Source organism: Neorhizobium sp. DAR64862/K0K3, from assembly GCF_050500185.1.
In the GTDB taxonomy this organism is placed as follows: domain Bacteria; phylum Pseudomonadota; class Alphaproteobacteria; order Rhizobiales; family Rhizobiaceae; genus Neorhizobium; species Neorhizobium soli.
Genome location: NZ_CP191450.1, coordinates 16,367 through 42,208, shown reverse-complemented (window position 1 = coordinate 42,208; position 25,842 = coordinate 16,367). Strand labels below are relative to the sequence as shown.

General features: G+C 59.0%; 34 protein-coding genes and 1 tRNA gene. 15 read left to right on the top strand and 20 right to left on the bottom strand.

The window, feature by feature from the left end:
* Positions 1-31 precede the first annotated feature (31 nt).
* On the top strand, positions 32-910 hold the full coding sequence (locus ACQY1L_RS17145; protein ID WP_174197361.1) for a methyltransferase domain-containing protein: 879 nt from the start codon (positions 32-34) through the stop codon (positions 908-910).
* A 27-nt stretch (positions 911-937) separates the two neighbouring features.
* On the opposite strand, the gene ACQY1L_RS17140 is transcribed toward ACQY1L_RS17145, so the two are convergent.
* The 6 genes from ACQY1L_RS17140 to ACQY1L_RS17115 all read right to left on the bottom strand — a co-directional run bounded on the left by ACQY1L_RS17140 (position 938) and on the right by ACQY1L_RS17115 (position 4,974).
* Positions 938-1,111, bottom strand: coding sequence for a Flp family type IVb pilin (locus ACQY1L_RS17140; RefSeq protein ID WP_062454283.1), 174 nt, complete (start codon positions 1,109-1,111; stop codon positions 938-940).
* Positions 1,112-1,172: 61 nt separating this feature from the next.
* Complete coding sequence (locus ACQY1L_RS17135; RefSeq protein WP_062454284.1) at positions 1,173-1,493, bottom strand: hypothetical protein; 321 nt, start codon at positions 1,491-1,493, stop codon at positions 1,173-1,175.
* A gap of 111 nt (positions 1,494-1,604) precedes the next feature.
* Positions 1,605-2,009, bottom strand: coding sequence for an 8-oxo-dGTP diphosphatase MutT (gene mutT / locus ACQY1L_RS17130; RefSeq protein WP_062577544.1), 405 nt, complete (start codon positions 2,007-2,009; stop codon positions 1,605-1,607).
* An 8-nt stretch (positions 2,010-2,017) separates the two neighbouring features.
* Positions 2,018-2,788, bottom strand: a complete 771-nt coding sequence (locus tag ACQY1L_RS17125) for a GNAT family N-acetyltransferase (RefSeq protein WP_430246041.1) — start codon at positions 2,786-2,788, stop codon at positions 2,018-2,020.
* Between the two features lie 8 nt (positions 2,789-2,796).
* Positions 2,797-4,038 carry a bifunctional glutamate N-acetyltransferase/amino-acid acetyltransferase ArgJ gene (gene argJ / locus ACQY1L_RS17120; RefSeq protein WP_062577490.1) on the bottom strand — a complete coding sequence of 414 codons (1,242 nt, stop codon included), beginning with the start codon at positions 4,036-4,038 and terminating at the stop codon, positions 2,797-2,799.
* Positions 4,039-4,095: 57 nt separating this feature from the next.
* Positions 4,096-4,974, bottom strand: coding sequence for a peptidylprolyl isomerase (locus ACQY1L_RS17115; protein ID WP_192087780.1), 879 nt, complete (start codon positions 4,972-4,974; stop codon positions 4,096-4,098).
* A 261-nt stretch (positions 4,975-5,235) separates the two neighbouring features.
* Here ACQY1L_RS17115 and secA point away from each other — a divergent pair, with 261 nt between their 5' ends.
* From secA to ACQY1L_RS17095, 4 genes are all read left to right on the top strand, one after another.
* A complete protein-coding gene (gene secA / locus ACQY1L_RS17110; RefSeq protein ID WP_430262077.1) occupies positions 5,236-7,947 on the top strand; it encodes a preprotein translocase subunit SecA in 2,712 nt (903 codons plus the stop codon).
* Between the two features lie 170 nt (positions 7,948-8,117).
* On the top strand, positions 8,118-9,530 hold the full coding sequence (locus ACQY1L_RS17105) for a lipopolysaccharide biosynthesis protein (RefSeq protein WP_430246039.1): 1,413 nt from the start codon (positions 8,118-8,120) through the stop codon (positions 9,528-9,530).
* Positions 9,531-9,583: 53 nt separating this feature from the next.
* Positions 9,584-10,813, top strand: coding sequence for a GNAT family N-acetyltransferase (locus ACQY1L_RS17100; protein WP_244631559.1), 1,230 nt, complete (start codon positions 9,584-9,586; stop codon positions 10,811-10,813).
* A gap of 82 nt (positions 10,814-10,895) precedes the next feature.
* Positions 10,896-10,980, top strand: a tRNA-Leu gene (locus tag ACQY1L_RS17095).
* A gap of 91 nt (positions 10,981-11,071) precedes the next feature.
* On the opposite strand, the gene ACQY1L_RS17090 is transcribed toward ACQY1L_RS17095, so the two are convergent.
* Genes ACQY1L_RS17090 through ACQY1L_RS17080 form a run of 3 tightly spaced genes read right to left on the bottom strand, consistent with a single transcriptional unit; the run spans position 11,072 to position 12,809 of the window.
* Complete coding sequence (locus tag ACQY1L_RS17090; RefSeq protein WP_430245012.1) at positions 11,072-12,166, bottom strand: tyrosine-type recombinase/integrase; 1,095 nt, start codon at positions 12,164-12,166, stop codon at positions 11,072-11,074.
* Positions 12,166-12,414 (bottom strand): hypothetical protein, encoded by a 249-nt coding sequence (locus tag ACQY1L_RS17085; RefSeq protein WP_430245010.1) that lies wholly within the window; start codon positions 12,412-12,414, stop codon positions 12,166-12,168. The genes ACQY1L_RS17090 and ACQY1L_RS17085 overlap by 1 nt, the downstream gene beginning before the upstream one ends.
* Positions 12,411-12,809 (bottom strand): hypothetical protein, encoded by a 399-nt coding sequence (locus tag ACQY1L_RS17080; protein WP_430245008.1) that lies wholly within the window; start codon positions 12,807-12,809, stop codon positions 12,411-12,413. The genes ACQY1L_RS17085 and ACQY1L_RS17080 overlap by 4 nt, the downstream gene beginning before the upstream one ends.
* Positions 12,810-12,880: 71 nt before the next feature.
* On the opposite strand from ACQY1L_RS17080, the gene ACQY1L_RS17075 reads away from it, so the two are divergent.
* On the top strand, positions 12,881-13,573 hold the full coding sequence (locus tag ACQY1L_RS17075; protein ID WP_430245006.1) for a hypothetical protein: 693 nt from the start codon (positions 12,881-12,883) through the stop codon (positions 13,571-13,573).
* 11 nt (positions 13,574-13,584) lie between these two features.
* On the opposite strand, the gene ACQY1L_RS17070 is transcribed toward ACQY1L_RS17075, so the two are convergent.
* Entirely contained in the window at positions 13,585-13,965 is a 381-nt protein-coding gene (locus ACQY1L_RS17070) for a VVA0879 family protein (protein ID WP_430245004.1), read from the bottom strand.
* Entirely contained in the window at positions 13,965-15,047 is a 1,083-nt protein-coding gene (locus ACQY1L_RS17065; RefSeq protein WP_430245002.1) for a hypothetical protein, read from the bottom strand. Before ACQY1L_RS17065 ends, ACQY1L_RS17070 begins: the two co-directional genes overlap by 1 nt.
* 72 nt (positions 15,048-15,119) lie before the next feature.
* On the opposite strand from ACQY1L_RS17065, the gene ACQY1L_RS17060 reads away from it, so the two are divergent.
* The gene (locus ACQY1L_RS17060; protein ID WP_430245000.1) at positions 15,120-15,350 is read left to right on the top strand and encodes a hypothetical protein; all 231 of its coding nucleotides are present in this window, start codon (positions 15,120-15,122) and stop codon (positions 15,348-15,350) included.
* Between the two features lie 217 nt (positions 15,351-15,567).
* Here the strand turns inward: ACQY1L_RS17060 and ACQY1L_RS17055 are convergent, their stop codons facing one another.
* From ACQY1L_RS17055 to ACQY1L_RS17025, 7 genes are all read right to left on the bottom strand, one after another.
* On the bottom strand, positions 15,568-16,176 hold the full coding sequence (locus ACQY1L_RS17055) for a hypothetical protein (RefSeq protein ID WP_430244998.1): 609 nt from the start codon (positions 16,174-16,176) through the stop codon (positions 15,568-15,570).
* Complete coding sequence (locus tag ACQY1L_RS17050; RefSeq protein WP_430244996.1) at positions 16,173-16,685, bottom strand: hypothetical protein; 513 nt, start codon at positions 16,683-16,685, stop codon at positions 16,173-16,175. Before ACQY1L_RS17050 ends, ACQY1L_RS17055 begins: the two co-directional genes overlap by 4 nt.
* The gene (gene dnaN / locus ACQY1L_RS17045) at positions 16,685-17,809 is read right to left on the bottom strand and encodes a DNA polymerase III subunit beta (protein WP_430244994.1); all 1,125 of its coding nucleotides are present in this window, start codon (positions 17,807-17,809) and stop codon (positions 16,685-16,687) included. The genes ACQY1L_RS17050 and dnaN overlap by 1 nt, the downstream gene beginning before the upstream one ends.
* Positions 17,799-18,005 (bottom strand): hypothetical protein, encoded by a 207-nt coding sequence (locus ACQY1L_RS17040; RefSeq protein ID WP_430244992.1) that lies wholly within the window; start codon positions 18,003-18,005, stop codon positions 17,799-17,801. The genes dnaN and ACQY1L_RS17040 overlap by 11 nt, the downstream gene beginning before the upstream one ends.
* Positions 17,995-18,237 (bottom strand): hypothetical protein, encoded by a 243-nt coding sequence (locus tag ACQY1L_RS17035; RefSeq protein ID WP_430244989.1) that lies wholly within the window; start codon positions 18,235-18,237, stop codon positions 17,995-17,997. Before ACQY1L_RS17035 ends, ACQY1L_RS17040 begins: the two co-directional genes overlap by 11 nt.
* Entirely contained in the window at positions 18,237-18,401 is a 165-nt protein-coding gene (locus tag ACQY1L_RS17030; protein WP_430244987.1) for a hypothetical protein, read from the bottom strand. Before ACQY1L_RS17030 ends, ACQY1L_RS17035 begins: the two co-directional genes overlap by 1 nt.
* Before the next feature lie 71 nt (positions 18,402-18,472).
* Positions 18,473-18,709, bottom strand: coding sequence for a hypothetical protein (locus ACQY1L_RS17025; RefSeq protein ID WP_430244985.1), 237 nt, complete (start codon positions 18,707-18,709; stop codon positions 18,473-18,475).
* 165 nt (positions 18,710-18,874) lie between these two features.
* Between ACQY1L_RS17025 and ACQY1L_RS17020 the strand changes: the two genes are divergently transcribed.
* Positions 18,875-19,189 (top strand): hypothetical protein, encoded by a 315-nt coding sequence (locus ACQY1L_RS17020; RefSeq protein WP_430262075.1) that lies wholly within the window; start codon positions 18,875-18,877, stop codon positions 19,187-19,189.
* Positions 19,190-19,194: 5 nt separating this feature from the next.
* Here the strand turns inward: ACQY1L_RS17020 and ACQY1L_RS17015 are convergent, their stop codons facing one another.
* The gene (locus tag ACQY1L_RS17015; RefSeq protein ID WP_430244981.1) at positions 19,195-19,860 is read right to left on the bottom strand and encodes an XRE family transcriptional regulator; all 666 of its coding nucleotides are present in this window, start codon (positions 19,858-19,860) and stop codon (positions 19,195-19,197) included.
* 614 nt (positions 19,861-20,474) lie between these two features.
* Between ACQY1L_RS17015 and ACQY1L_RS17010 the strand changes: the two genes are divergently transcribed.
* The 7 genes from ACQY1L_RS17010 to ACQY1L_RS16980 all read left to right on the top strand — a co-directional run bounded on the left by ACQY1L_RS17010 (position 20,475) and on the right by ACQY1L_RS16980 (position 25,458).
* Positions 20,475-20,981, top strand: coding sequence for a hypothetical protein (locus ACQY1L_RS17010; protein WP_062454304.1), 507 nt, complete (start codon positions 20,475-20,477; stop codon positions 20,979-20,981).
* A gap of 4 nt (positions 20,982-20,985) precedes the next feature.
* Entirely contained in the window at positions 20,986-21,180 is a 195-nt protein-coding gene (locus ACQY1L_RS17005) for a hypothetical protein (protein WP_430244978.1), read from the top strand.
* The gene (locus tag ACQY1L_RS17000) at positions 21,177-22,715 is read left to right on the top strand and encodes an MT-A70 family methyltransferase (protein WP_430244976.1); all 1,539 of its coding nucleotides are present in this window, start codon (positions 21,177-21,179) and stop codon (positions 22,713-22,715) included. The genes ACQY1L_RS17005 and ACQY1L_RS17000 overlap by 4 nt, the downstream gene beginning before the upstream one ends.
* On the top strand, positions 22,712-23,014 hold the full coding sequence (locus tag ACQY1L_RS16995; RefSeq protein ID WP_430244974.1) for a hypothetical protein: 303 nt from the start codon (positions 22,712-22,714) through the stop codon (positions 23,012-23,014). Before ACQY1L_RS17000 ends, ACQY1L_RS16995 begins: the two co-directional genes overlap by 4 nt.
* A complete protein-coding gene (locus tag ACQY1L_RS16990) occupies positions 23,011-24,228 on the top strand; it encodes a helix-turn-helix domain-containing protein (RefSeq protein WP_430262073.1) in 1,218 nt (405 codons plus the stop codon). The genes ACQY1L_RS16995 and ACQY1L_RS16990 overlap by 4 nt, the downstream gene beginning before the upstream one ends.
* Positions 24,212-24,889: a transcription termination/antitermination protein NusG gene (gene nusG / locus ACQY1L_RS16985; protein ID WP_430244970.1), complete on the top strand. Its 678-nt coding sequence runs from the start codon at positions 24,212-24,214 to the stop codon at positions 24,887-24,889. The genes ACQY1L_RS16990 and nusG overlap by 17 nt, the downstream gene beginning before the upstream one ends.
* A gap of 245 nt (positions 24,890-25,134) precedes the next feature.
* Complete coding sequence (locus tag ACQY1L_RS16980; RefSeq protein ID WP_430244968.1) at positions 25,135-25,458, top strand: HNH endonuclease; 324 nt, start codon at positions 25,135-25,137, stop codon at positions 25,456-25,458.
* A gap of 34 nt (positions 25,459-25,492) precedes the next feature.
* Here the strand turns inward: ACQY1L_RS16980 and ACQY1L_RS16975 are convergent, their stop codons facing one another.
* Positions 25,493-25,693 carry a hypothetical protein gene (locus ACQY1L_RS16975; RefSeq protein WP_430244967.1) on the bottom strand — a complete coding sequence of 67 codons (201 nt, stop codon included), beginning with the start codon at positions 25,691-25,693 and terminating at the stop codon, positions 25,493-25,495.
* Positions 25,694-25,842 lie beyond the last annotated feature (149 nt).

Here is a 25,842-nt window from a genome sequence, read left to right as displayed (position 1 = left end):
CTTTGCGACCCGCGGAAATTGAGTGGAAAACATGGACATCATTTTTGACGCCGAACTGGTCGAAGCACGGCGCCGGCGTGCGATTGCCGCTGGCGACCACAACGCGGCGTTTTTGCTGGATATAGCCGGACGCGAACTGGCCGAGCGGCTGTCCGTGGTCGAACGGCAGTTCGAACAGGGTGTCGAGTTGCATGGCGGTACCGGCACTGCAGCCCGCGAAGCGAAAGCAACCGGCAAGATCGACAACATGGTCCGGGTCGAGAGCGATCCTACCTTCGCCGTCTCTGGCGAAGACATCACGGTCGCACCGCTCGACGATGTGCCGCTTGAGCCGGATACGGTCAATCTCATCGTCTCACCGCTCGCCCTTCACTTGATCAACGATCTTCCCGGCACGCTGGTCCGCATCCGCCGGGCGCTGAAACCGGATGGGCTGTTCCTTGCCGCCATTCCCGGATCCGGCACGCTTGCCGAGCTGCGCGATGTACTTCTGTCGGCCGAGGTGGAAATGACCGGGGGCGCTAGCCCGCGTGTCATTCCGTTTGCGGACGTGCGCGACGTCGGCGGGCTACTGCAGCGGACGGGTTTTGCCCTGCCCGTGATCGATGCGGAAACCTATACGGTGCGCTACGACAACCTGTTTGCACTGATGCGGGACTTGCGCGGCATGGGCATGACCAATGCGCTCGCTGGCCGCAGCCGCAAGCCGCTGACGAAGAGCTTTTTCCTGAAAGCCGCCGAGCTTTATGCCGATCGCTACTCGGATCCGGATGGGCGCATCCGGGCCACGTTTTCGATCATCTACGCATCGGGATGGGCGCCGCATGAAAGCCAGCAAAAGCCCCTGAAGCCGGGATCGGCCAAGATGCGGCTGGAAGATGCGCTGCGCGGATCGCAGAACGAAAACTGATAGATCAGGGTAACGATCGGGGGAGGGTCAGGTAATCGGCTTGTCGACCTTGCCGCCGAGGAAGCTGAACATATTGCTGAGCGCCGAGGAAAAAGCGCCGAAACCGGCGAGCAAGGCGGCCGATATGATCGCGATGATCAGGCCGTACTCGACAGCCGTCGCCCCACATTCATCGCGCATGAAGGAACGCAGGAGACGCATGACTTGCCCTTTATCCGGTAAACCGCTGATCTGTCGCCCGACTATAGCGACTAATCGTTAATTAGCAGCCATCGTTTGCGCCGTAGCCCTGTACGATGCAGACGGAGCCCGGCGTGTCCTGAAGTACGCTACGGCGGATCGTGTAGGTTTTCGTGCCCTTCTCGACCGGCTTGATCGAGCCGGTGGTGATCATGTCGAAGTCCTGCTTGACCGTTGCCAGCCGCTGCTGGTCATCGTGACCGGCGAGCATCGGCGTCACGATCAGCGCAAGCGCAACCGCAGCGGTGCCAAACAGCAGAGCAATATTGAGGGCGCCGGTCCTACCGGATCTGTGCTTTGCCCGCTGGCGGGCCTGCACAGTTTTCCAGAATTCGTCTTCCATCGCTGAAAAGCCTCGTCAACGCAGTCACTGATCCCCCTGACGATGCCACGATGGGCTGAATTAAAGGTTAACAGGCTCTGAATTCGACTGCGCTAATTCGATTGATCTCGATCAGACAAGATCCTGAATGATCGGGATCAGAGGCTCGTCTGCGGGCGGCATCGGATAGTCCCGAAGCGCGTTCGGCTTGACCCACTTGATCGCCTGCCCCTCGCGCCCGTGCGGAATGCCCTCGAAACGGCGACAGACATAGAGCGGCATCAACAGATGGAAGGTTTCATAAGTGTGGCTCGCAAATGTCAGCGGCGCGAGGCAGGCTTCCTTCGTCTGGATCCCGAGCTCCTCGTCGAGTTCACGGATCAACGTCTCCTCGGGCGTTTCGCCAGGCTCCACCTTACCCCCCGGAAACTCCCAGAGCCCGGCCAGCGACTTGCCCTCAGGGCGCTGCGCAAGCAGGATGCGGCCATCGGCATCGATCAGCGCGCAGGCTGCAACGAGAAGAATTTTCCTCGACATGAGATCGGTCACCCTTTGCGCCAGTAGCGGTATTCATAGACCTTGCGAAAGCCGAACTGGTGATAGAGGGCAATCGCCGGTTCGTTGTCTGCCTCCACCTGCAGCCATGCCGAACGGGCGCCGCTGACGCGGGCCCAGCGCAGTGCCGAGGCAAGTATTTCCGAGCCGATGCCCTGCCGCCGAACCGTTTGCGACACGGCAAACGACATGACGCCCGCAAGATCGTTGTCCTGCACGCAAAGCGCCACGGCGACGGCGCCGTGACGTGGGCTTTCCTTGATGAAGAAGCCCGATTGCGGCTTGATGGAACTGAGGATCTCCGCCAGTGCCGGCTTCAGCGCTGCGTCGTCCTGCCCCACTGCAATGCAGGCATCGACGAAACGGCCGATATCGTGGCTGGGAAGATGACCAAGCGTCGGCGGCAGCGGAAGGTGGGCGAGATCGCCGATCATCACATCTGCGGTCTCGAACATCTGCCAGCCATCATCCTCCAGATGACGGATCAGGTGGGGCGGTGCGAGCGGCGTTTCACGCACCACCAGCGATCGTCCGTAATCGGCAAAACGCTTGCGGGCCTTCGACAACCGCAGGTCCATGTCCCGGTAATCCGACGGATCGAGCGGCACGATGCAGTTGAGACGCTTCGACGGATGGCTACCCGTCAACCGAACCTGCCAGCTGCCGTCATAGACCACGGAAGCCGCGGGCCAGGCCCGGAAGCCGACCGCTTCCAGTCTCCGAACCAGCGGCAGGTCGCCTTGCGCGAGAGATGCGGTCATATCCGTCATCAGCTCCGGTAATCGCCGTTGATGGCAACATATTCCTTGGTGAGGTCGCAGGTCCAGACGGTGGCCGTGCCGGAGCCGAGGCCGAGTTCGACCTTGACCGGAATGTCCTGCCCCTTCATCACGTTGGACGCGGCCTCTTCCGAATAGGAAGGATCGCGTTCGCCATTGACGGCAACGCGGACATCGCCGAACCAGATCGCCAGCTTGTCGCGGTCCGCCGCTTCGCCGGCCTTGCCGACGGCCATGACGATACGGCCCCAGTTGGCGTCTTCGCCGGCGGCGGCGGTCTTGACCAGCGGCGAATTGGCGATCGACAGCGCGATCGTCTTGGCGCTAGCATCGCTTTCAGCGCCCGTGACCGTGATCTCGAGCATCTTGGTGGCGCCTTCGCCATCGCGCGCAACCTGGATCGCCAGGTCCTTCAGAAGCGCGTTCAACGCATCCCGGAAAGACGACAGCGCCGGATCGGCGGGATCGGTGATCTGCGCCTGGCCGTCTGCAGCAGCAGCCCCCGTTGCAAACAGCATCAGCGTATCGGACGTGGACGTATCGCTATCGACCGTCATGGAATTGAAGCTTGGCTCGACGCCTGCAGAGAGAAGCGACTGCAGCACCGAAGACGAGATATCGGCGTCGGTGACGACGAAAGACAGCATCGTCGCCATGTCAGGCGCGATCATGCCAGCACCCTTGGCAATGCCGTTGATCGTAACCGCGACGCCGCCGATCTCCGCCATGCGGGTCGCGACCTTCGGATAGGTATCCGTGGTCATGATCGCCTTGGCAGCCTCCTGCCAGAAATCGCCCGTGGCCGACCCGTGCATATCGCCAAGCACGCCTGCAAATTTCGTGGCATCGAGCGGTTCGCCGATGACGCCTGTCGATGCGAGGTAAATTTCATTCTCGCTGCATCCGACAGCAGCCGCTGCCGATTGTGCGGTAAGTTCCGTTGCCTGGCGGCCCTTGGCGCCGGTAAACGCGTTGGCATTGCCGGAATTGACCACCACGGCCCGCGCGGTGCCATGGGCTAAGTTCGCGCGGCAGAAATCCACCGGTGCCGACGGGCATTTCGACTTGGTGAACACGCCGGCCACCGCTGCCGGTGCGTCGAACACCATCAACAGCACGTCGGTACGGTTCTTGTATTTGATGCCGGCGGCAGCTGTCGCCATGCGGACGCCACGCAGGGCCGGCATTTCGGGATAGGACTTCGGGGCGAGCGGCGAGACGGAAGAGGACATCTGAACAACCTGGCTGAATAGGAAAGGGCCCGGATATACCGGGCCCAGATGCGAATTTTACTGCTGTGCCGGTGCCGGCGCTTCTGCACCGTCCTGCATCTTGCTCACGTCCTCGTAGCCCTTCTTCAGGCCCTCATCCATGATCTCGATCTTCTGGTCGGCCTTCGCCTTTTCGATAATGGCGACATACTTGTCGCGCATCACGAGCTGCTTGACCTGGTCTTCGACCTGGTCGAGTGCCGGCGGAGCGGCTTCGCGCTTGTCGATCAGCTTGATGACGTGAAAACCGAACTGGGTCTTGACCGGGGTCTTGGTGTAGGCGCCCTTTTCGAGAGCGAACGCGGCCTGCTCGAATTCAGGCACCATGCGGCCCTGGGCAAACCAGCCGAGATCGCCACCTTCGTCCTTGTTCGAATCCTGCGACTTTTCCTTGGCAATGGCTGCGAAATCGCCACCCTTGTCGAGATCAGCAATCACGGCCTTTGCTTCATCCTCGGTCTTTACCAGGATATGGGCGGCATTGACCTCTTCCTGCTTCGGGATCGACGCGATTTCCTTGTCGTAGCGTGCCTTTACTTCTTCGGGCGTCGTGGCATCGACCACGTGCTTGCGGAAGTAGGCGTTGTGCAGCTCGCGATCGCCGATATAGGCCATGCGCTTCTTGTAGTCCTCGGTGTTACCAAGGCCTTCGGCGGCAGCACCGCTTGCCAGAAGCTTCACGTCGATTGCGCCGGAAAGGGCCGCAACCTTCTTCTGTTCTTCGGGAAGCTGGGCCAGCTGCGGGTCGAGGTTCTGGACCGCGACGTCGAGTTCGGCCTGAGTGATGTTCAGGCTGCCCACCTTGGCGACGACCGTATCGTCAGCGGCGAAAGCCGGGGCCTGGACGAAGATCGCAGCGGCAAGAGCAGCCGATACGAGAAGTTTGTGGCGCAGCATCGAGTTACCTTTCGATTGGTGAACCGGATCCAGAACGTCTGGCACCGGCCGGAAAACCTTCACAAACACCGGATTGTGGCCATTCTGTATCGGCCGTCACCGTTGACATAATTCGGACCCCCTCTTATCTGTCACGCAACTTCGCGTCCAGAAGCTTTGCGGGCGCCACGGGTTGAATTGTCAGAGGCGCCGCCGTCCGACAAGCTCAATCGTGGTCTCGACGAGTGACATCAGGGACTGACATCAGAAAGGGCCATTCGTATGGTCAGCTTTGGCGGCATTGCCCGCAAACTGTTCGGATCTGCAAACGAGCGCCGCGTGCGGGGCTACAAGCCGATGCTCGAGAAGATCAATGCAATCGAGGAAGCCACCAAGGCGCTCACCGATGAGCAGCTCGCCAACAAGACGGCGGAGTTCCGCCAGATGCTGGCAGACGGCAAGACCCTGGAGGATATCCAGATCCCTGCCTTTGCGGTGCTTCGCGAAGCGGCCCTCCGCGTTCTCGGCATGCGACCCTTCGACGTCCAGCTGACCGGCGGCATGATCCTTCACGACGGCGCAATCGCCGAGATGAAGACCGGCGAAGGCAAGACGCTGGTGGGAACCCTGCCCGTCTACCTCAATGCACTGTCGGGCAAGGGCGTGCATGTGGTGACCGTCAACGATTATCTCGCACAGCGCGACGCCAGCATCATGAGCCGCCTCTACGGGTTCCTTGGCCTTTCGACCGGTGTCATCGTCCACGGCCTGTCGGACGACGAACGCCGCGAGGCCTATGCCTGCGAAATCACCTATGCGACGAACAACGAGCTCGGCTTCGATTATCTTCGCGATAACATGAAATACGAGCGCGGCCAGATGGTGCAGCGCGGCCACAACTTCGCGATCGTCGACGAAGTCGATTCGATCCTGGTCGACGAAGCCCGCACCCCGCTGATCATCTCAGGCCCGCTGGACGACCGTTCCGATCTCTACAACACGATCGACGCCTACATTCCGTTGCTGTCTCCGGAAGATTACGAAATCGACGAAAAGCAGCGCTCGGCCAACTTCTCCGAAGAGGGAACCGAAAAGCTCGAAGGCCTGCTGCGTCAGGCCGGCCTGCTGAAGGGCGAATCGCTCTACGACGTCGAGAACGTGGCGATCGTGCACCACATCAACAACGCGCTGAAGGCCCACAAGCTCTTCACCCGCGACAAGGACTATATCGTCCGCAACGACGAAATCGTCATCATCGACGAGTTTACCGGCCGCATGATGCCGGGCCGCCGCTATTCCGAAGGTCAGCATCAGGCGCTGGAAGCCAAGGAAAAGGTGCAGATCCAGCCGGAGAACCAGACGCTCTCCTCGATTACCTTCCAGAATTACTTCCGCATGTACGACAAGCTTGCCGGCATGACCGGTACGGCGCAGACGGAAGCGGAAGAATTCGGCAACATCTACAAGCTGGAAGTGGTGGAGGTTCCGACCAACCTGCCGATCCAGCGTATCGACGAGGACGACGAAGTCTATCGGACGTTTGAGGAAAAGTTCAAAGCGATCATCGTGGAGATCAAGGCCGCCAGCGAACGCAACCAGCCGGTTCTGGTCGGTACGACCTCGATCGAAAAGTCCGAACTTCTGGCAACCATGCTGCGCGAGTCCGGTTTTGAGAAATTCCACGTTCTGAACGCCCGCTACCACGAGCAGGAAGCCTATATCGTGTCGCAGGCCGGCGTGCCCGGTGCCGTCACGATCGCCACCAACATGGCCGGTCGCGGTACCGACATTCAGCTCGGCGGCAATATCGACATGCGCCTTGAGCGCGAGCTCGAAGGCATCGAGGACGAGGGCGAACGCGCTGCCAAGGAGGCTGCCGTCCGTGCCGAGGTGAAGGTCCTGAAGGGCAAGGCTCTGGAAGCCGGTGGCCTTTACGTCATCGCCACGGAACGTCACGAAAGCCGCCGCATCGACAACCAGCTGCGTGGCCGCTCCGGCCGCCAGGGTGACCCGGGCCGCTCTAAATTCTACCTGTCGCTCCAGGACGATCTGATGCGCATCTTCGGTTCCGACCGGATGGATTCGATGCTGCAAAAGCTTGGTCTCAAGGAAGGCGAAGCGATCGTCCACCCCTGGATCAACAAGGCGCTCGAGCGGGCCCAGAAAAAGGTCGAGGCGCGTAACTTCGACATCCGCAAGAACCTTCTGAAATACGACGACGTCACCAACGACCAGCGCAAGGTGATCTTCGAACAGCGTATCGAAATGATGGATTCGGAAGACGTGTCCGAGACCATCGAGGACATGCGCAACGAAGTGATCGAGGTTCTCGTTGCCAAGCACATCCCTGAGCGGGCCTATGCCGAACAGTGGAGCGTCAAGGAACTGCGCGAAGACGTTGATCGCCTGCTGAACCTTGATCTTCCGATCGAAGACTGGGCGACCGAAGAGGGTATCGGCGAAACCGATATCCGCGAGCGGATCACCGCCGCCGCTGAAGCTTCCGTCAAGGATCGCCGAGAGCGGTTTGGTGCCGACGTGATGAACTACGTCGAACGCTCCGTGGTGTTGCAGACGCTGGACGCCCTGTGGCGCGAGCATATCGTCAATCTCGACCACCTGCGCTCCGTCATCGGGTTCCGCGGCTATGCGCAGCGCGATCCGTTGCAGGAATACAAGGCGGAAGCCTTCGAGCTATTCCAGGCGCTGCTTGCGAACCTGCGCGAAGCCGTGACCGCCCAGATGATGCGCGTCGAGCTTGTGCAGAACCCCGAGCCGCCGGTACCGCCATCGGTGTTCGAGGAGCATCATTTCGACCCGACGACCGGCGAAGACCAGGTGTCGGGCGCAGACGGCAGCGACTTCCTCGCAGCGCCTGCCGATCGTCATCCCGAAGACCAGTCTACCTGGGGGCGCGTCGGCCGCAACGAGGCTTGCCCCTGTGGTTCGGGCAAGAAATACAAGCACTGCCACGGCGCCTTCGAACAGGCCTGATCGGGCAACACCAGTGTTATCGATAGAACGCCGCCTTCGGGCGGCGTTTTTCGTTTGCGGGATCGTCGCCCTCTTAACGTTCGGGTCGGCTGAGCCAACCGTTTCTTAACCCTGCTGTGGCAGATTTGCGAGCATGGCTCCTGTAGCGTAACGAGTATTGCGTGCCCATCATGGCGGTGATCGAAACAGCGGAAAGACTGCTGCCGGCCGGTTTGCGTGCCAGAGTCGCACCGCTGACGGGCAGGATCAGAGCCACTGTGACCGAAAACAGTGATACGGCGCGGGCGCAACGCCAGGCCATGACCGCGTTTGCGATCCGCATTTTCAGCGCCGCTATCGCCTTCCTGTCCCAGATCGTCATGGCCAGGCTGATGGGCGAGTTCGAATACGGGTTGTTCGCCTTCGTCTGGGTGATTGTCATCCTCGTCGGCAATCTCTCCTGCCTCGGCTTTCACACCTCGATCATCCGCTTCATCCACCAACATTCGGCAGAGGGTGAAAACGGCGAGATCCGCGGCTTGAGCCTTGCCGCCTGCCTTGTCGCGCTCGTCACCTCGACCGTGATCGGCGGCCTCGGCTTTGCCTTTCTCTGGGCGTTCGGCAGCAGCATCGAGCCCTACTACATCGTGCCGGTTGCGATCGCTCTCTTCATCATTCCGATGATCGGCATCGGCGACATCCTCGACGGGCTTGCCCGTACCCATGGCTGGACGATATCGGCGCTGGCGCCAACCTACATCCTCAGGCCCATCCTGATCCTCACTTTCATGACGGCAGCCGTCCTGTCCGATGCGCCGCGCGATGCGCAGACCGCCATGCTGGCCGCGCTTGCCGCCACATACGCCACAACGTTTGCGCATCTGACCCAGCTCATTCTTCGGCTGAAAGGCAGCTACGGCAATGCATCGCGGCGCTACCGGCTTGGCTCATGGATCCGATACTCGATCCCGCTATTTGTGGTCGACGGCATCGGCTTCCTGCTGACCAATGCGGACGTGGTCGTGGTCGGCATCTTTCTGCCGCCGGACGATGTCGGGATCTATTTTGCGGCGTCGAAAACGATCGTCCTCGTGCAGTTCGTCTACTTCTCCATCAAGGCGGCCGCGGCTCCCCGTTTCGCCGCCATCATGGCGGAAGGCGACATGACGGCGTTGGCCACATTCGCGGGCCAGACCGTCCGCTGGACCTTCTGGCCGTCGCTCGTCGTCGGGTTGACCACGCTTGCTGCGGGTGAACTGCTTCTGTCGCTGTTCGGCGACGCTTTCACTTCAGGCTATATCCTGATGGTGATCCTGTTTGCTGGCATTCTGTCCAAGTCGCTCGTCGGCCCCGGAGAAGTTCTGCTCAGCATGGCGGGCAGGCAAAAGCTCTGCGTTGCAGTCTATACGGCAACGCTTGCCGGCAGCATCGTCCTCACTGTCGTGCTGATACCACATTATGGGCTGGTCGGTGCGGCGATGGCGACCGCCGGCGCCATGATGATCGAGGCGACGTTGCTGCACATAGCAGTACGCCGCACGCTCGGAATCGTGCTATTCGCTTTTTCCGATCCACTGCCCAGACCCTCGTTCAAGGTTCTATAGACACAATGGCTCTTCCCCCGAACAGGAGCGAGAAGGAATACGACGACGTCACGATGCCGAACGTCGCGTCGCGTCTTCGTGCAGACCGCCCGGATGCCGATACACGGGTAGAAATCGGCCGGCCCGGCCGCGAATTTTGCCTCTATCCGGCAGGTCTCGGTTACGATCTGCAGGAAGAACTCGAATTTTTGTCTCACCGCGCGATGGAACCCAACATCTTCTTCTCGGCGCGGCTTCTTGCCCCAGCCATGCCGCGCATCGATGACCGTCAGGTGCGACTGGCGCTCATCCGTGACGAAGGCGAAAGCCATAGCCGCCTTCGCCTGCTGATGCCGTTTACCGTGGAGAAACCAGGCTTTGCCATGGGTGCCCCGATCATCCGCGTCTGGTCCAATCCGTTCGGCCCGCTCGGTACGCCGCTGGTCGATGCCGAAGATGCGGCCGAAACCATCGACAACCTCCTGGAGGCCCTGACTGCCCGGGAAGCAAAACTTCCCTCCGTTCTCGTTCTGCCCGATGTGCGCTTAGGCGGCCGCTTTGCCCAGCTTGCGCGCGCTGTTGCCATCGGCCGCGACCTGCCCGTTGCCGTCACCGACAGCTTCCGCCGGCCAATGCTGGAAAGCCTTCAGGACGGCGAAACCTATATGAAGGCCTCCGTCTCGCCGCACCACTACCGCGAGATGCAGCGCCAGTGGCGAAAGCTCGGACAGCTGGGAAGGCTTGAATACGCCGTCGCCCGTCAGCCGGAAGAGGTGCGCCAGCGGATGGAGGAATTCCTGGCGCTTGAATCGACAGGCTGGAAAGGCCGCAAGCGTTCGGCCCTGATCAACGACCGTTACCGCGCAGCCTTTGCTCGCGAAGCGATCACCAATCTTGCCGAAGTGGACGCCGTGCGCATCCACACGATCAATCTCGACGGCCGCGCGATCGCCTCGATCGTGATCTTCTTGATGGCCGGCGAGGCCTATACCTGGAAGACCGCCTATGACGAGAGCCTCAGCCGCTATTCGCCCGGCAAGCTGTTGGTCATGAAGCTGACCGACTGGCACCTTGATGATGCCAACATCCTGCGCACCGACAGCTGCGCCGTGCCCGACCATCCGATCATGAGCAGGCTATGGGAAGAGCGCGAGGAAATGGGAACGCTGGTGATCGGCCTTGCCCGCAACAGCGACCGCGACGTGAGACAGGTGGCGACACAGCTTCACCTCTACCGCAACACCCGCAACATGGCGCGTCTGCTGCGCGAAAAGATCCTAGCGATTGCCGGACGCAATGCCTGACATCGCGGTTTGCAGCGATCCGAATAGTTCTTCTTGCATCCGCCGCCGAGGCCATGTTAGAGGCCTTCACCATACCCTCCGTGCCCCATTGGCGGAACTGGTAGACGCGCTCGACTCAAAATCGAGTTCCGAAAGGAGTGCTGGTTCGATTCCGGCATGGGGCACCACGCACTTTTTTGATCATTGTTTTTACAGTGAGATTTGGTCCTAAACGTCCAGAAAACTTAAACTACCTGAAAAAGCTGGACACTTTTGTTCTTATTTCTCCCCCTCCCTCCTCTCGTCGATATCGTCGAATAGGCTGATTGCGCTCTCTGCCAGCAGCTTCTGGCTTGCTGCCTTCGTGTATCGCGACACTTCTTTCGAGGTCGTATGACCGGTCACCGACATGATCTGCTTTTCGGTGGCGCCTCTCTCGGCTAGCCTCGCTGATGCGGACTTTCGGAGACCGTGCGCGCTGCAATGTGGTAGGCCGGCATCATTGCACTGCTTGCGAAACCAATTGCCGAACCCTGCGGCGGTGAAGCCCTTATTGAATTCAGTCACGAGGAACGTGAGATCGCCGACCGGCGATGCATCAATGATCTTCTGCAGCTTCGGATGTACCGGGATCTCCAACGTGATCGGCTTCTTGTTCCGGCCTTTGAACTGCGTGAATTTGAGACTGCCGCTGCTGACATGCTGTCGCCCAAACAGGATGATGTCGCTGCGGCGCTGGCCGGTGTAGAGCATCAGCGCCAATGCGAGCCGAGGCTTCGTCCCGATCTTGTGCTTCTCCTCAAACTTCGCAATCTCGTCTTCCGTCCAGGAATGATAACCGTCGCCCTGCTGAGCGAAGAAGGACACGTCCCTGGCAGGGTTCGTCAGCATTAGTTCGACGTCGCTTTTGCAGGCCCATGCGAATATCGCACGCAGCGCCTTAATCCGACTGTTCGCCGCCTGAGGTTTCTCCGCCTTGCGGTCCCTTAGAACGCGGACAGCTTTCGCCGTGATGGCAGCGATCGGCATGTCTTCGAATAGCCGGCTGCTGTCCTTCTTCAGTGGTTCGGCCCACATGTGCTCGATGATCAGTTTGCGGACGTGGCGGGTTCTCTTGTCCAAGCGCCTGTATTCGGCCGACTGGAAGTATTGCTCGCAGAGCCAACGAAGAGAGTTCTTCGTGGATGGTTTTGGCCCCCTCGCCTCTTCGGCGATAGTGCCGTTCATAGCGGTATAGTAAGCCTCGTTGAACTCGTCGCTGCCCGGTACGCCTGGTAGCCGGATCTTCTTTTGGCCGCGCTTTCTAAAATAGAAGCGCAGCACGCCGTCCGTGCGATCCTCAATCACATACTTCTTTGCGAACTTCTTCGGCATCACACTTCCACTGACCAGTCGCCTGCGTCGTCAGGATCTCCACCGGGCAGACGCGTAAACGCCCGGTCAAGCGCCACGCGGTCCCATATCGTACGGGCGTTCGCTCTCTTTGGCTTAGGCATTCTGCCATCACCAACCATTTCATCAAATAGGCTGGAAGATACCCCAATGTACGCGGCTGCCTGCTCACGTGCCAAACCGCGAGGAGGCAGTGAGATTGGCAGAACCTCTACGCGCTGCGCTCTCATCTTTCCTCACCTTCATCATCTCGGGCGAGCGTCGTTGACGGCTCGCCCGAAGCAGTCCATGAGGTACGTGCTTCAAGTTGTGAGAGACGAGAAGTGGCCGGCAGGCTTGCTTCCTTCAACAGTAGCGAGCCTGCCTCCTTCGTTTCGGGTGATGGGTTGCGGACTACGCGGCGGAAGTGGTGAGCGTAAGCGCCTACAGCCTTCCAGTACGCTGCCATGGGCCCCTTATTCTTCACCCAGGACTGCTGTGCTCTCGTCCTGGCATCAATAACCAAGTCGCCAAGAATATCGGCAACAATGGCGCGTGTTTCAGGCGAAAGCTCGTCTAAGCGCTTTACGGCAGGCAGAGACAGGACGGGATTGCGCACCTCGCGGCGATTGCTGCGGTCGGTCATGCTCCACCGCCTTGCAAACTCAGCGCGGACTGATCTAGCGTGTCAACGAGATCGGCCTGGAGAAGCAAACCATGAAAATCGACGATGATATGGGCTACTGGATGGGCTGGATCACAGCTGTTGTCGTCGCTGTCTTCTCTATCGCAGCTTTGGGAGTTTTTATGTTCCTGAGGCAAGAATTCTGTACCGGCGCTGAAGACGAACAGTGCGTTCGGGAGTGGACGGCTGCGTTGGGAGGGTGGGCGGCTGTGCCCGCCGCGGCCGTAACCGTCATTTTCTTGTCGCGACAGATTGCGTCGGCAGATGCGCACCATCGCGAGAATGCCCGACTGGCAAAGCAACCACTGCATGGGCTTATACGGAGGGCCTTCGACCTGAGTGCAGAGCTCGCCGGACAGTGCGCAGCTGTTTCGGACCTTGTCGATCTGGAGGATCGGCATGAAGCTCTGCAGCGTGCGGTGTTGAGTTTTCGGACAATCAAGCAGCTTCTTGAGCGCGGGACATTTCAAGCTCTTGAGAACAACTACGGCTTGATTGCGAGATTTTCTGCAGATTTCCGGCTTAGAGGTGTTGAGGACGTAATCATTCGGCTGGAAAGTTTGACGGGGGAGCCTATCGATAGATACCCCGCTGAAAGTTGGAAGGCCCTCTATCATGCGGCGATAGGCTCCGCCCCTGTTAGTGTCCGTGAGTTCGCCGAACAAGTACGGGACCGATGTACCGAGCTGATCATGGAAGAAGAAATCGAATTCCGTGGCAAGTAAACACGTCCCGCTCATCCTGCCGAGCCCTCCGTGTTGGCGAGGGCGGCTTCGAGCGCCTGGGCCTCTTCTGGTGTCGAGACTTCGAAGTGAGGATGCGCCTTGCCCTCATCGTCGATGACTTCCATCTCGTGCAGCCGGAACAGTCCCCCAAGGGTCCAGTTGCAGGGATTGCCATCTGGCACCTTGCGCGGGCTCTTGGCGCCTGTGAGGCGACCAATGCAGGAGAAGCCAATCTGCCTCTCAGCTGTCTCCGCATTAGCGCCGGCACGTGCGAAGCTCGTCATTGATTGAACGGTCTTGCACATAGGGCACTTGAACGCGGCGTGAGAGCGATCGGATACGCCTTGGGCTTTGATGCGAGCGCGGAACTGGTCGAGCTTGATCGTCTCCATCAGAGCACCTCCGGGACTGCAGCCAGTGGAAGCATGGCGAAGAACTTTGCCCGGTGTGCGTCCCATGCTTCTTGGGGAGCGCTATCGACGGCCAAGGCATACTCTTCAGCCATTTCCTGATAGCGCTCGCCGTCCGCGTCGATCTCGGCATAAATCCAGCCTTCACGGAAACCGGCCATGAACGCGCCACCGAGGGCCTCGTTCGCAGAATCGAACGCCGCGTTGTGTTCTTCGGCAGTCACCCGCTTATAATCCTGGGGTGCTGGCGATCGCAGAAGTGCCAAGGCTTCCCGCATAGCGTCAACGGTTTCTTGGCTGCTTCCCGCATGGACGAACTCTTGGCCGGTGCGATGATCGCGGCCTGTGTTGCTCGTCAGTCGCTCAAGCTTTGCAACGCAGGCAGAAGCGCTCACATTCGTCTGCGGCGGTGGGGGCTGACGTAGCTCGTCTAGCTCTAGCCATACGCTAGCGGCTGCTGCCCTAGCTGCATCCCGGCTTCCCTCTGCATCCCGACGCAAGCGCCATTCTTCTGCGCGAGCTGCTTCTACAGCGTCACGTTCTTTTTGCAGGCGTGCAGCGGTCTCGAATGTCAGTTGCTCAGTTACGGCTGCGCTTTTCCATGCGGCAAGAACGCGCTCCACGATCTGCTGGCCGGCATCCTCGTCGGCATCGCCCCATTCACCATCGCGGAAGTTGATGGCCGTGTAGATCAGATCTTGATCGTCCGGCTTCCACTCGACATTCCGCTTTGGACCTTCGAAATTAGACCAATCAAGCGGCGGCTCTTTAAGCTGCACGTGGTTAGCAGGATCGTGGAATCCCAACGCGCCAGCCATGGGATACAAGTCTCCAAAGCTTGAACCCGGATGGTCGGTAGACAGATTCTGCATACCAGTTGGTGACGACAACCTTCCGCCGGTTATGCAGGCTTCAGGAACATCATTCTGAAGGATTTTGCGATGCCCATCGACGACTGGATCACTTTCCTCGGCAGTCTTGTCTCTGTGTTTTTCTTTGCCGGAAGGCTGCTCGGTTACTGGTGACACATTCATCTCGAAGGATGCGTTTTCTGGCTTTTTCATGCTGCCACCCCTACCGTTGCAATTATTGATCGAAATGGCACTATGGATCCGCCTAACGGGGAGGTTTTGGGAATGGCTATAATTCGCAGCTTTGGAGGTGATTTCTCAAATGAGGAGGTGTTCGACTGGCTCGATCGCGTCATCGAAGATAACGGCCACTTGGCGGCTCGACGGATAAGAGTGAGCAACAGTCTGTATACGCGTGGCATCGCTGGCGAATACAAAGACATCCCAATTGCCATGAACCCGGACTGGTATCCCGAGGACAAGGTCGAGGTACTCTTCGATGGTGACACTTTATGACCGCGAAAGATCGGTGGGACGAAACTCTGAGATGCCCGGTCTGCGGCAAGCAGGGTGTAGCTCAGCTTTGGCAGTATGACGGATGGTCTTTTAAAGACGATCAGGAGACCCGCGTGAGCCATGTCCCTGAGGGTTTTAACTACTCGACAGACAATGGCGGGTTTCCTAAGTTTTTCTGCGTAGAACATCCTGACAAAGCCGCTTGAAATTATCTTAGTCATCGCCCGACACCTCCGTTACTTGGTCCTGGCAATGGTGAGTGCTTCGGCTTGGCCGCCTGCTTTGCGCGAATCTGCTCAACCTTCGTCCAGATGCGGGCTAGTTCGGTTTCGCCTGCGTCGTGCATATCGAGCGCGTTGGCGAGGCATAGGGCGGCAAGCGTTACCATGACGCCCCCGACTTCCTGACTCGGCTCGCCGAGCGCGCGGCCATAGACATAGTCAACGAGCTGATGCGCCTCGCTCACTGTGCATCCTGTCGACTGGACGAGTTCGAGGGCTTCCTCAAGGAAGCGATGATTGCGTTCCTCACGGTCTCCGGCGATCATTGGGCCGAAACAAGCCATCATCCATGGCGAGACGCGTAACTGAAAGGAAGGCATATGACCGTTGCGAAGGCCATCATCCTGATCGGCATCATTTGGGCCGCACTTTTCGCGTGGCTGTTCCGTTACGATGTTCAGGCCCAAGACGGCGTCAACTTCGCTAGATACGATCGATGGACCGGAACTGCTGTCACCTGTAACATCGGGAGTTGCTACGTTGCGGAGACTTGGCCGTGACTCCACCAGACGCGGCTCGGGTGATGGGGTCTTGTTATCGGTCATGCTGTATCCTTCCATTCTCGGTATCGTCCGAGTAGAGCGTCCCAGCGCTTGGCAGCGGCGGGGTGCGTGTTGAGTTCAGAGCGGGAGTCGATCTGCAGGACCTTGCGAACACCGGTAGCGAAGCGTTCGCGGTCGTCGGATGGGATGCCGTGCTTCTGCTGCATGAACTGTTTGAACTGAGCGTCCTCGCAGATCCTGCCGCATTCTTTCGCCAGGTCCGGGCGTGGCTGCTCCTGGAGCTTCTGCAGCTCGCGGATCTTCCTGAAGGCTTCTGCCAGCATGCCGAACAGAAACTGCATGTCTGCATGGGCGTGTAGGAGAAAGTTGCGGTCCTGATAGCCGCACTCCTCCGTCAGTGTGACGACCGCGACAGCCGGCAGGTTCGGTATCAGTCGTGCCGCGATCTGTTCACCATGGCGCGCGCTGTCGATGAATTGCCAATCTGTGCTGGCCTCGCCATGTCGATTGCGAGCGGTATCGAACCGCTCTTGGACCGCTGCGTCAGCCATCAGCCCTTCCTCGGCATGATGACGTAGTGCTCGTCGCAATCGATCGTCGGACGAAACAGGCCAGGCAAGGTCGCATCCGCAAAATGCATCTCGACATCCTGGGTGCCGATGCTTGACAGCATTTTCGTCAGGTATGTGCCGTTGAAGCCGATATCGATTGCGTCCCCGTCGTAGTCGACAGGCACGTCTTCATCGGCGTTCTCTCCTGCAGTCGTCTTCATTGCGACGCGAAGGTAGCCGGCTTCCATCTGGAAGCGAACCGTATCTCGATCCAGATCGTTGGCGACGAGGCAAACGCGCGAGACTGCCGCCCTGAGAGTTGCGACTGGCGCGACCGCCTTGTGATTGCTGCGAGCCGGAATGATGCGTTCGTAACCAGGGAACGTCCCCTCGACGAGTTTGGAAATCGCGGTGACGCCACCAAGCGAAATGCGGATGGTCGCATCGCTGATCGTGACGTCAGCCTTGCCCTTGCCCTCACCGAACAGCTTCTTGAAAGACTTGACCGTCTTGAGAGGCACGATGATCGCCGGGAAATCGACGCTGCGGCCAGCATCGAGATGCACGACGGCAAGGTTGTGGCCATCGGTACCAACGACGGACAGCCGGTTGCCTGCACCTGGATGCAAGAAGGCGCCCGAAAGATAGTTCCGCGTCTTGTCTTCCTTGATCGCGTAGATGACCTTCATCAGGGCGTCGATCAGCGGAGCGATCTCCAGCTGGATTACCTCGCCTACAACACTGCCCGCGATCGAGGGGAAGTCGGCTTCAGGCAAAGTCAGCAACGAAAAGCGCGAGCGACCAGCCTGAATGCTGACCTGATCGGCGAAGGCGCCGGCCGCGAACGTAATCTCGGCGTTCTCAGGCACGTTCCTGACGATGTCACGGAGATTGGCACCGGCAACGGTGATTGCACGCTGCATACCCTCGTCGAGCAGTTCGCAGGATGTCTCTACCTCAATCGCGAGATCCGTACCGCGGAGCGTCAATTCCCCATTCCTCGGCGAAAGTAGAACATTGCCAAGGATCGGTATGGTGGCGCGCGTGTCGACTGCTTCGAAGACTGCATCGAGCGCCGGAAGGATTGCAGAGCGGTGAACGCGGAAAAATGGTCTATCGGCCACGGCTGACACTCCTGACGCCACAGATGTTTGCAAGACGCAGTTCTGCGACTGGGGGACGAAGGTTGAACCGCTCGCCGTGCATGTCGTAGATCATCTGAAGAATCTCGAATGTCGGCTCGCCGTCAGCGACTGCGCGATAGAGCGCCTCAACGTCGGACTGATCCGGATGACGATCGTTTCCAAGCTTAAGCGACATTGGATTTGATCTCCCCTATCAGCTCGACTGCCTTGATCCGCTTGCTATGCCGCTTCTTCACGTGCGCAACGGCGTCATCCTGTGATGCGGCCTGTACGTCGAACTTCAGTTCACCAGGGCAATGAACCCGGAACTGAAACATGGCGACCCGCGGGCGCGGTGCGGGATGATTAGTGGTGGCGATGCTCCGCCCAGACAGAGCTGAGCGAAATTGGGTGAGATTGCGATCCATCAGAGCCTCGCCATGATCTGGAGGCCGATCGCAAGGATGACGAGAAACAGAGCGAGGCCGGTAACAGCATCAAAGACGGCGCCGTTTGCCTCTATCATCGCCTTCTTGAAAGTGCCGAGATCCTTGCGCTGCACGTTCGGCGTCATGGGGGTGATTTTGATCATCGCCTTCAACTCCTCGGGTGATCCGTTTGGGATGCCGCCGCAGGCATTGGCGCGGCGGACACCAGAGCGGATCAGGCGGCTCGCAGGGCCGGAACTGAAACGCGCCGCTGGTAAGTGCTGGCGGCGACCGCATAGGCGCGAGCGTCGTCAGCAACTTCATTCAGCTGGCTGGCGGTGATGCCGAGGCTGTTCTTAAGGTCGCTCTCGGTGCAGCCTTCGCCAAGGCGACGCATGGCTTCGCCGACGCATTCAACCTGTTCGCGGCGGTTGCGGCAGAGGGGGTAGGCGTTGTGGTTGTGAAATTGCATCACTCTCTCCATCCAATCGGACCTGCTCGTTTCCTGCGAGCAAGGCTGGCAGCGGCCAACTGTCGAGTAATTTGCCAAATAGGCACATTAAGTCAAGATAATTTTGCCTATTTGGCAAATTTGTTTTTGCCGCTTTGGCGGATGTCCTCGATAAAAGGAACGAGTATGTTCCTGCCCGTGATCAAGGGAGGATGGGAAATGGGCTATTTGCTAGTGGCGGTATTGGCGTTGTCTACGCCGTCGACCGCTTGCCTGGCGGCGGCACATCGATATCTTGGTTTCCTGATACAGGAGGCCAAAGGGACGCGCCACGAGGCGCAAATTCAACGGTCAACGACTGAAGCTGGTGGTCTTGACAAAAAGGCGACTGAACTCGCGCAAACACTGCCGGAGACGCAATGCGCATTTCTCTTCAGCGCGCCCGACAGTACGCTGCGTGCGCTGGCAATTTCCAATCTTCCGGAAAGAAGCGGCAACTGATGACTCTATCTGTTTGCAGTCATCTTCTGCACCATCCTTTGCCTCGCGGCCGGGGTTAGCTTTTTCCACTGGCCGCTACGGATGACCGACTGGATCGCGGCAACCCACTCGAGGCGAACACCTCGAATGGGCGGCGCGTTGTGGCTCTCTAGATCGTAGGTGCCTTGATCCGCGCCCTTGAGCACGCGCTTCAGGTACCTACGGCCTGTCGCCGTACGGACCGCCGCTTCCCAGCCAAGAACTTCCTCGGCTAAAATCCCTTGGCGCCAACAAATGATGATGTCGCCATCGTCATAACGGGGCCACATTGATTCGCCGTGAACCTCAAAAGCCAGAGCGTCTTCAGGAATGGGAAACGGTGTCTCGATCTCATACAGACCTTCCGGAGGGATTTGCTCCTCCTCCGGCATTATTTCTGCGCCTGCACCAATCCTGCCCATCACACTCACTACATTGGAGGATTTTGCTCTAGAAGAGGAAAGCAGTTCTTGCGGTTCAACGCCAAGTGCGTCCGCAAATAGGTTCATATTCTTGACAGAAAGATTGCGCTCACCGTTCTCAAGTCGCCCGACATACGAGACTGAAAGGCCCGTAGCCTCTGCCAGTTCTTCGATGGTCAAGCTCTTATCTTTGCGGATTTCGCGAACGCGATTGGGGAATGTTTTGTCCATATGGCAAAATTCTTGCTTATAGCGATGAGAGCCAGAGCCTATTAGGCAAATTTAGCCTTGACCAAATTTTGCCTATTTGGCACATTCGGCGACATGGACGCTCTCTCGAACTATCTTGATGATGAAGGTGAAAAGCTGTCGGGCTTCGCGAACCGTATTGGGCGGTCGCCGAGTACGCTGTCGCGTGTTTTATCAGGTCAGCGTGATCCCAGTTTTGATCTTGCAAGAGATGTCGAGAGAGGAACGGGCGGAAAAGTCAGCGCTCTTAAGTTTCTTGAGATTTGTCTCTCGGCTCGTCGCGTAGACGAGCCGTCCCAACACTCGGAGGCCGCGGAATGATGCCCCTCCTTCACAAAGTTCCTCCCGGTGGCGGTTTCTCCTCCCATCCCGCCACCAAACACCGCGCGGCGCAGGTCTTGCGTTCACTTCGCGCGGCACCTCGGCCGGGACAGACCCTGTCTGGCGGACCGTTCCGGCCGATTTCTTTTCTAGAGCTTCGTGCATGCGGTCCCCCGTGATCTGATGCGCTGAACTTCTCACTTTCGAATGCTTCCCACGATGGGAAACGCGCGGGACTTTTCCCGGCGCGGGAAAACTGTGTCTGGAGAAAACCCATGCAGGATACTTTGACGAACGCCTGGTTCCATCAGCTGAAAGCCGCCAACCGTCTGCTGATCAAGAAGAACGGCGGCATTGAAGCTGCAGCGGAAACCTGCTCGCTTTCGAAAAGCCAGGTCGGCCGCTGCAACGCGGATTCAGATACTGAGCTACTGCCGATCCCGGCAGTGCTGCGACTTGAAGCCGAATGCGGCGATCCTTGCGTTACGCGGGTTATGGCCGGTCTGCATGGTTGCAAGCTCACCGACCCGGAAGAGAAGAACCGCGACGGCACGTGCCTGGTCCGCGGTTCTCTCGCGATCGGCGCTGCGGCGAACGAGTACCAGCGCAATGCCTCGATCGCCTATTCCGACCTGCAGGTGAGCGCGGCTGAAGCGCGTCAGGGCATGCGCGACCTGGAGAAAGTTGTCGAGGAAGCGACCGAACAGATGCGGCGGTACGCCGGGATTGTCGCCAAGGGCGGCGATGCTTCGCCGGCTCTGAAAATCGTCGGCGGGGAATAACCCCGTGACTGCTCGCATCCTATCTCCTCCGCACCGCCTTGAGACGATGCGCGTCGTCGACGCCCTGCCAGACCGCATCCGCCGCGCCATCGCGCAGGCGGATTTTCCCTATGACCCATCGGAGATTGCCGACCGTCTGGCCAAAGGCCGGCGCGCGGAGATCGTCGCCAGATCCATCGAGAAGAGGGCAACGCTATGATCAACGCGCACCAGGTCGCAGGCGACCGAGCCCAAACCGTCATCGCGGCGATCCAGCGCGATGGTTCGTATCTGTGCGAAGACAGCGGTCATCTTCGGGTTTGCATCCGTATGAACGTCAAGGGGCTGCTCGACCGCGATCCAAAGAACGGCAACCTTTTCACGCTGTCACCAAAGGGCCGCAAGAAGTTCGCCGAGATCATACCTTCGCAAACCTCTGATGCAACACCTTCGGTAGCGGACGATACTAGCCGGACGGCTTTCCGCCGAAAGATCGCGAGCATTGACGTGGGCGGACGTTTGCGGCCTGTCGATCCGGCACGTGTCGAAGCGCTGAAGGCTTCGATCCGAGACTTGGGTCTGAAAACGCCCATCAGCGTATTTGGAAACCCACGTCATGAACGCGTCAAGCTGTCTGCCGGTGGTCACCGCCTAGAAGCGATGCGGCAGATGGGTGAAGAATCCATCGAATGCTTCCACGAAATGGGCGACGAACTCGATTCCGAGCTTTGGGAGATCGACGAGAACCTTGCTCGGTCTGAACTGACGCCTGCTGACCGTGCGCTGTTCACGTACCGCCGCAAAGAAATCTACCTGCTCAAACATCCAGAAACGGCGCACGGTGGCAAACGGCTACCAAGTGGCCAAGTTGGCCAGTTGCAGGATGAGCCGAAACCCTTCAGCGCAGCGACTGCCGAAGCAACAGGCCAGTCAGAACGTTCCGTTAGGAGAGACGCTGAGCGCGGGTCAAAGATCGACGACATGGCCCTCCATATGATCCGCGGATCTCGCCTCAACAGCGGAACGTTCCTCGATCGCCTCAAGACCGTACCCACCGAAAACCAGGTTCTCTACGTCAAGGCGGCGCTTGCTGACGAAAAGCGCAAGGCAGAGGAGGTGAAGGAAAACCGGCAGGTTCAGTCCAAGATCCGCCATTCGGTGCGTCTTGCTCACATGGCGTACGTGGCAACGCAAGGTGAGGCGAAGGCCGGCCAAGTGGCGCAGAAATTTCCGATTATCTACGCGGACCCGCCGTGGCAGTTTGGAGTGAGATCGGAGGTCACTGGCCGCGACAAGAGCCCGGAAAATCACTACCCGACCATGCCGACCGTGGAGATCATGGCGCTGTTCGAGAAGATCGGCGCACCCGCGAAGAAGGACGCGGTTCTGTTCCTTTGGGCAACTAACCCGATGCTGACGGATGCACTCAAGGTCATGGACGCGTGGGGCTTCACCTACGTGCACCACTGGATATGGGACAAGGAGATCGCCGGTACTGGCTATTGGGGCCGCGACCGGCACGAACTGCTGCTGATCGGGCGGCGAGGCGAGCCTGTGGCGCCCTTACCGGGCACGCAGCCAAATACGGTCCACCGGGAAGCTAAGGGCCGCCACAGCGCCAAACCGGAGTTCTACGCTGATAATATCGATCGCCTTTACCCCGGCGTCCCGAAGCTCGAAATGTTCTCACGCTCGTCGCGTCCGAACTGGACGCCTTGGGGCTTCGAGGCAGAGGTGCAGGAGGCCGCCGAATGACGCGCTTCGATGCCGAGACATCCGACATATCGGAATGCTGCAACGATCAGGAACGGGCGCTGTGGCTTCTGCAATGCCCTCTGATGCGTCTAGTTCTTGATCAGAGTTATGTCCGCCGCTGGCTGCAGCAAGCGGGCTTTCAAGCTGGCCTGCAGTATCTGGACAATGAACTCTCGATCCTGCGTGAGCCGCGCCGCGATGACGGCCATACGGTAAGCTACATGGCAATGACGGTCGGCAGAGGACGCTTGGCGCGCGTGGCTGCGGGCATCTCTCCAGTTGCGGGAGACATTCCATGAACGAGCCAGACCGTCACTCAGCGTCCAGGGCGTGGTCCTGGCGCCATGCTGTCGGAAAGTCCGGCCTACCGCCGATCACGCGGCTGGTGCTGCACACGCTTGGCCTGAAGATGGATGAAACTGGAGGATCTTGCTATCCGCCGATTTCCGAACTCGTCGAGCTGACCGGGCTAGATAAGAAGACGGTCCTGAAGCACCTCGACGTTGCGGAACAGAACGGCTGGATCGAGGTGTCACAGCATGGTTTCCGCGGCCAGAAATGGAAGCGAAACGAGTACGTCGCTCGCTGGCCGGGGCGCGATCTGACGGGCGAAACTGCCAAATCCGAGCGTGAAGGTGGTGGAACTGCTCCACCACCTTGCGCAGATAAGGTGGTGGAAATGACGCCCGAAGGTGGTGGAAATGACGACCATAAGGTGGTGGAGGAGCTCCACCAAGATAAGATTCTTCCAGCTAACATTCCAACTAACTCTCCAGCCGCTGTCGCGGAAGAGGGAGGATTGAAGCGGGTTGATCGAAAAAAGATAGAGCGGGAATTTACGCTCTGGTACGCCAGCTGGAAAAAGGGCGACGTCGATTTCGCTCGGAATGCATGGTTTGCACTTTCGCCGGAAGATCGCGCAGACTGCATCGAGCGCACACCTGCCTATCTGCGGTGGGCCAAGTCTGACGACATCATGGCGGCCGCTGTCTACCTCAAAAACCGGCATTGGCAGAACGTACCCGACCAGGCTCAGGCCTCCGCAACCCGTGGCATCGCCAAGGTCTGCGGAAAGCTCTGGATGGGAAAAAGGCTTGCTGCGCTCTCCAAGGAACCCACAGGCCGGATTGTTCTGACCACTTTCGACGAGAAGCGCATTCGCGACGGCGAGATCTCGCGCGAGGCGCTGCTGCACGAGAAGCGGCTGGAACATGGGTGGCCAGTCGTGACGGCGATGCGTGACGCAGCGAGGCGATCCGAACCATTCATCACGTCCTTGGCTCTCCTGCCTCACGTAGCAGCCTTCAAGGCGATCGAGCGCGGTGGGCCTCTGTGCCTCGCCTGGGAGGGTCTGCATGAGCGCAAAGGCTGGCCCTTCCCGGAATATCTGACGGAGCATCCTTGGTTCCCGGCTGCGCCAGAGAGTGCACTGAGCCCCATAGACGCGGTCGAGCAGGCGCTTAAGAATTTCCTTTCGATGATTGGCGAGGCGGGCAATGACGATGCAGCATAAGCGCGGGACGTTCTTCCAGTTCGACGGCAAGGAAGTGGAGATCCGAGATTACGCCCTGCTCAAGATGAGCAACGCTCGGCGTGCTCAAGAGATTCGAATCGATCAGATCGGCATGGCCAGCAAGCGAATCGCTGACGACTATCCGGAGCTTGCGGGCTGGTTCTGCCTCAAAATCATGGGCACTCGTGAATTCGCTGTGGAAAAATCTTTGAAAAAAGCTGGTGTGGATGCTCTTGTGCCGGCTGCAAAAGGCGGCGAAATCAGGCGCAGAGGACGCGTAGTAGAGGCCCCCCTAGTGCCTGTCCTGCGCGGATATGTGCTGGTAAGATGCGTTCCGTCCGCAGCTGCGATGGCCGGTCTGAGGCGCTTTGAACGAGTTCTCGACATTGTCGGAACAGCGGAGAAACCGTTCCGAGTCCCCGAAAAATTCGTGAGCAAGTTCATCAAGAAAGTCGAGGACGGGACTTACGATCATCGGCCACCATCGCCGACTGAGTACAGGCTTGGGGAGAGGGTCAAGGTAGTAGATGGACCCTTCGCCTCTTTCCCTGCCGAAGTCGTCTCGCAGGACATGCAAGGCAACCGATTGACGGTTGAGGTGGAGATATTTGGTCGACCAACGCCGGTGGATTTGGATGTTGCGCAGGTCGAGAAAGTATGAGAGCTATTGCCGCACTGGATGAGCTGATGATCCTGCAGTGAGCCTCTGAGAACGCCTAAACAGCGGGGAGCAATCCCGAGGTCGGTACACCGGTCAGCCCCAACCTTGTCGCCCTCGCTTGTAGGGATCGACTCAAGGCAAGTGCTACAGCTATGCGACGACGACTGACAAGGCGGCCACGAGGTCGCCTTTTGTCGTTCTAGAGTATGTCTCGTCTTAAATCCCTGCCGCCTCGACTGACCTCGATGCCGCCCCGTCTTGGCCGTGCACCTAGTGACGAGAAGGCTCGCCATCGTGAGCGCGACCAGAACCTTAAGCACCGCAAGTGGTATAAGACCGCACGCTGGCAGAAGCTGCGGATGTCAGTCCTGGTCGATCACCTGTTCACCTGCCAGATGCCGGGCTGCGGTCGGATCGAGGGCAACACTTCGCTGCTCGTGGCTGACCATAAGAAGCCTCACCATGGTGATGAGCGTTTGTTCTGGGACGAGCAGAACCTGCAGTGCCTATGCAAGCCGTGCCATGACAAGCTGAAGCAGAAAGAGGAGCGGGCGCAAATGTGGATGTAGCGCGTCTCTCTTCTAGGTGCGCTACATCGTCAACTTAGACCAGTTTCAGGCCCTTGAAGGCAGTTTCATAGAGTTCTTTCACGTTGCCTTTACCAGCGGTACCGCCCGCAGCGTAAGCCTGCTGTACGAGAGATTTCACCTCTTCATCGCTGTAAACGCCTTTATCGCGAAGGCTAATGATAAGAGCTGCTAGTAAGTTGATCGTACCGACGATGGCTGCGTCATGCTGAATCATTTGTCTTTCCTTGATTGGAGCTGTGCGCGTGCGCAGTACACGTAGTAACGCGCTAACGGCTTTCAAAGCAGAACAAAGGAAAAAAGATCCAGTGGCTCCGAGAGTTGCGGTACAAGGCCTGATGGCGCGAGAACCAAAGCAGGTTTATG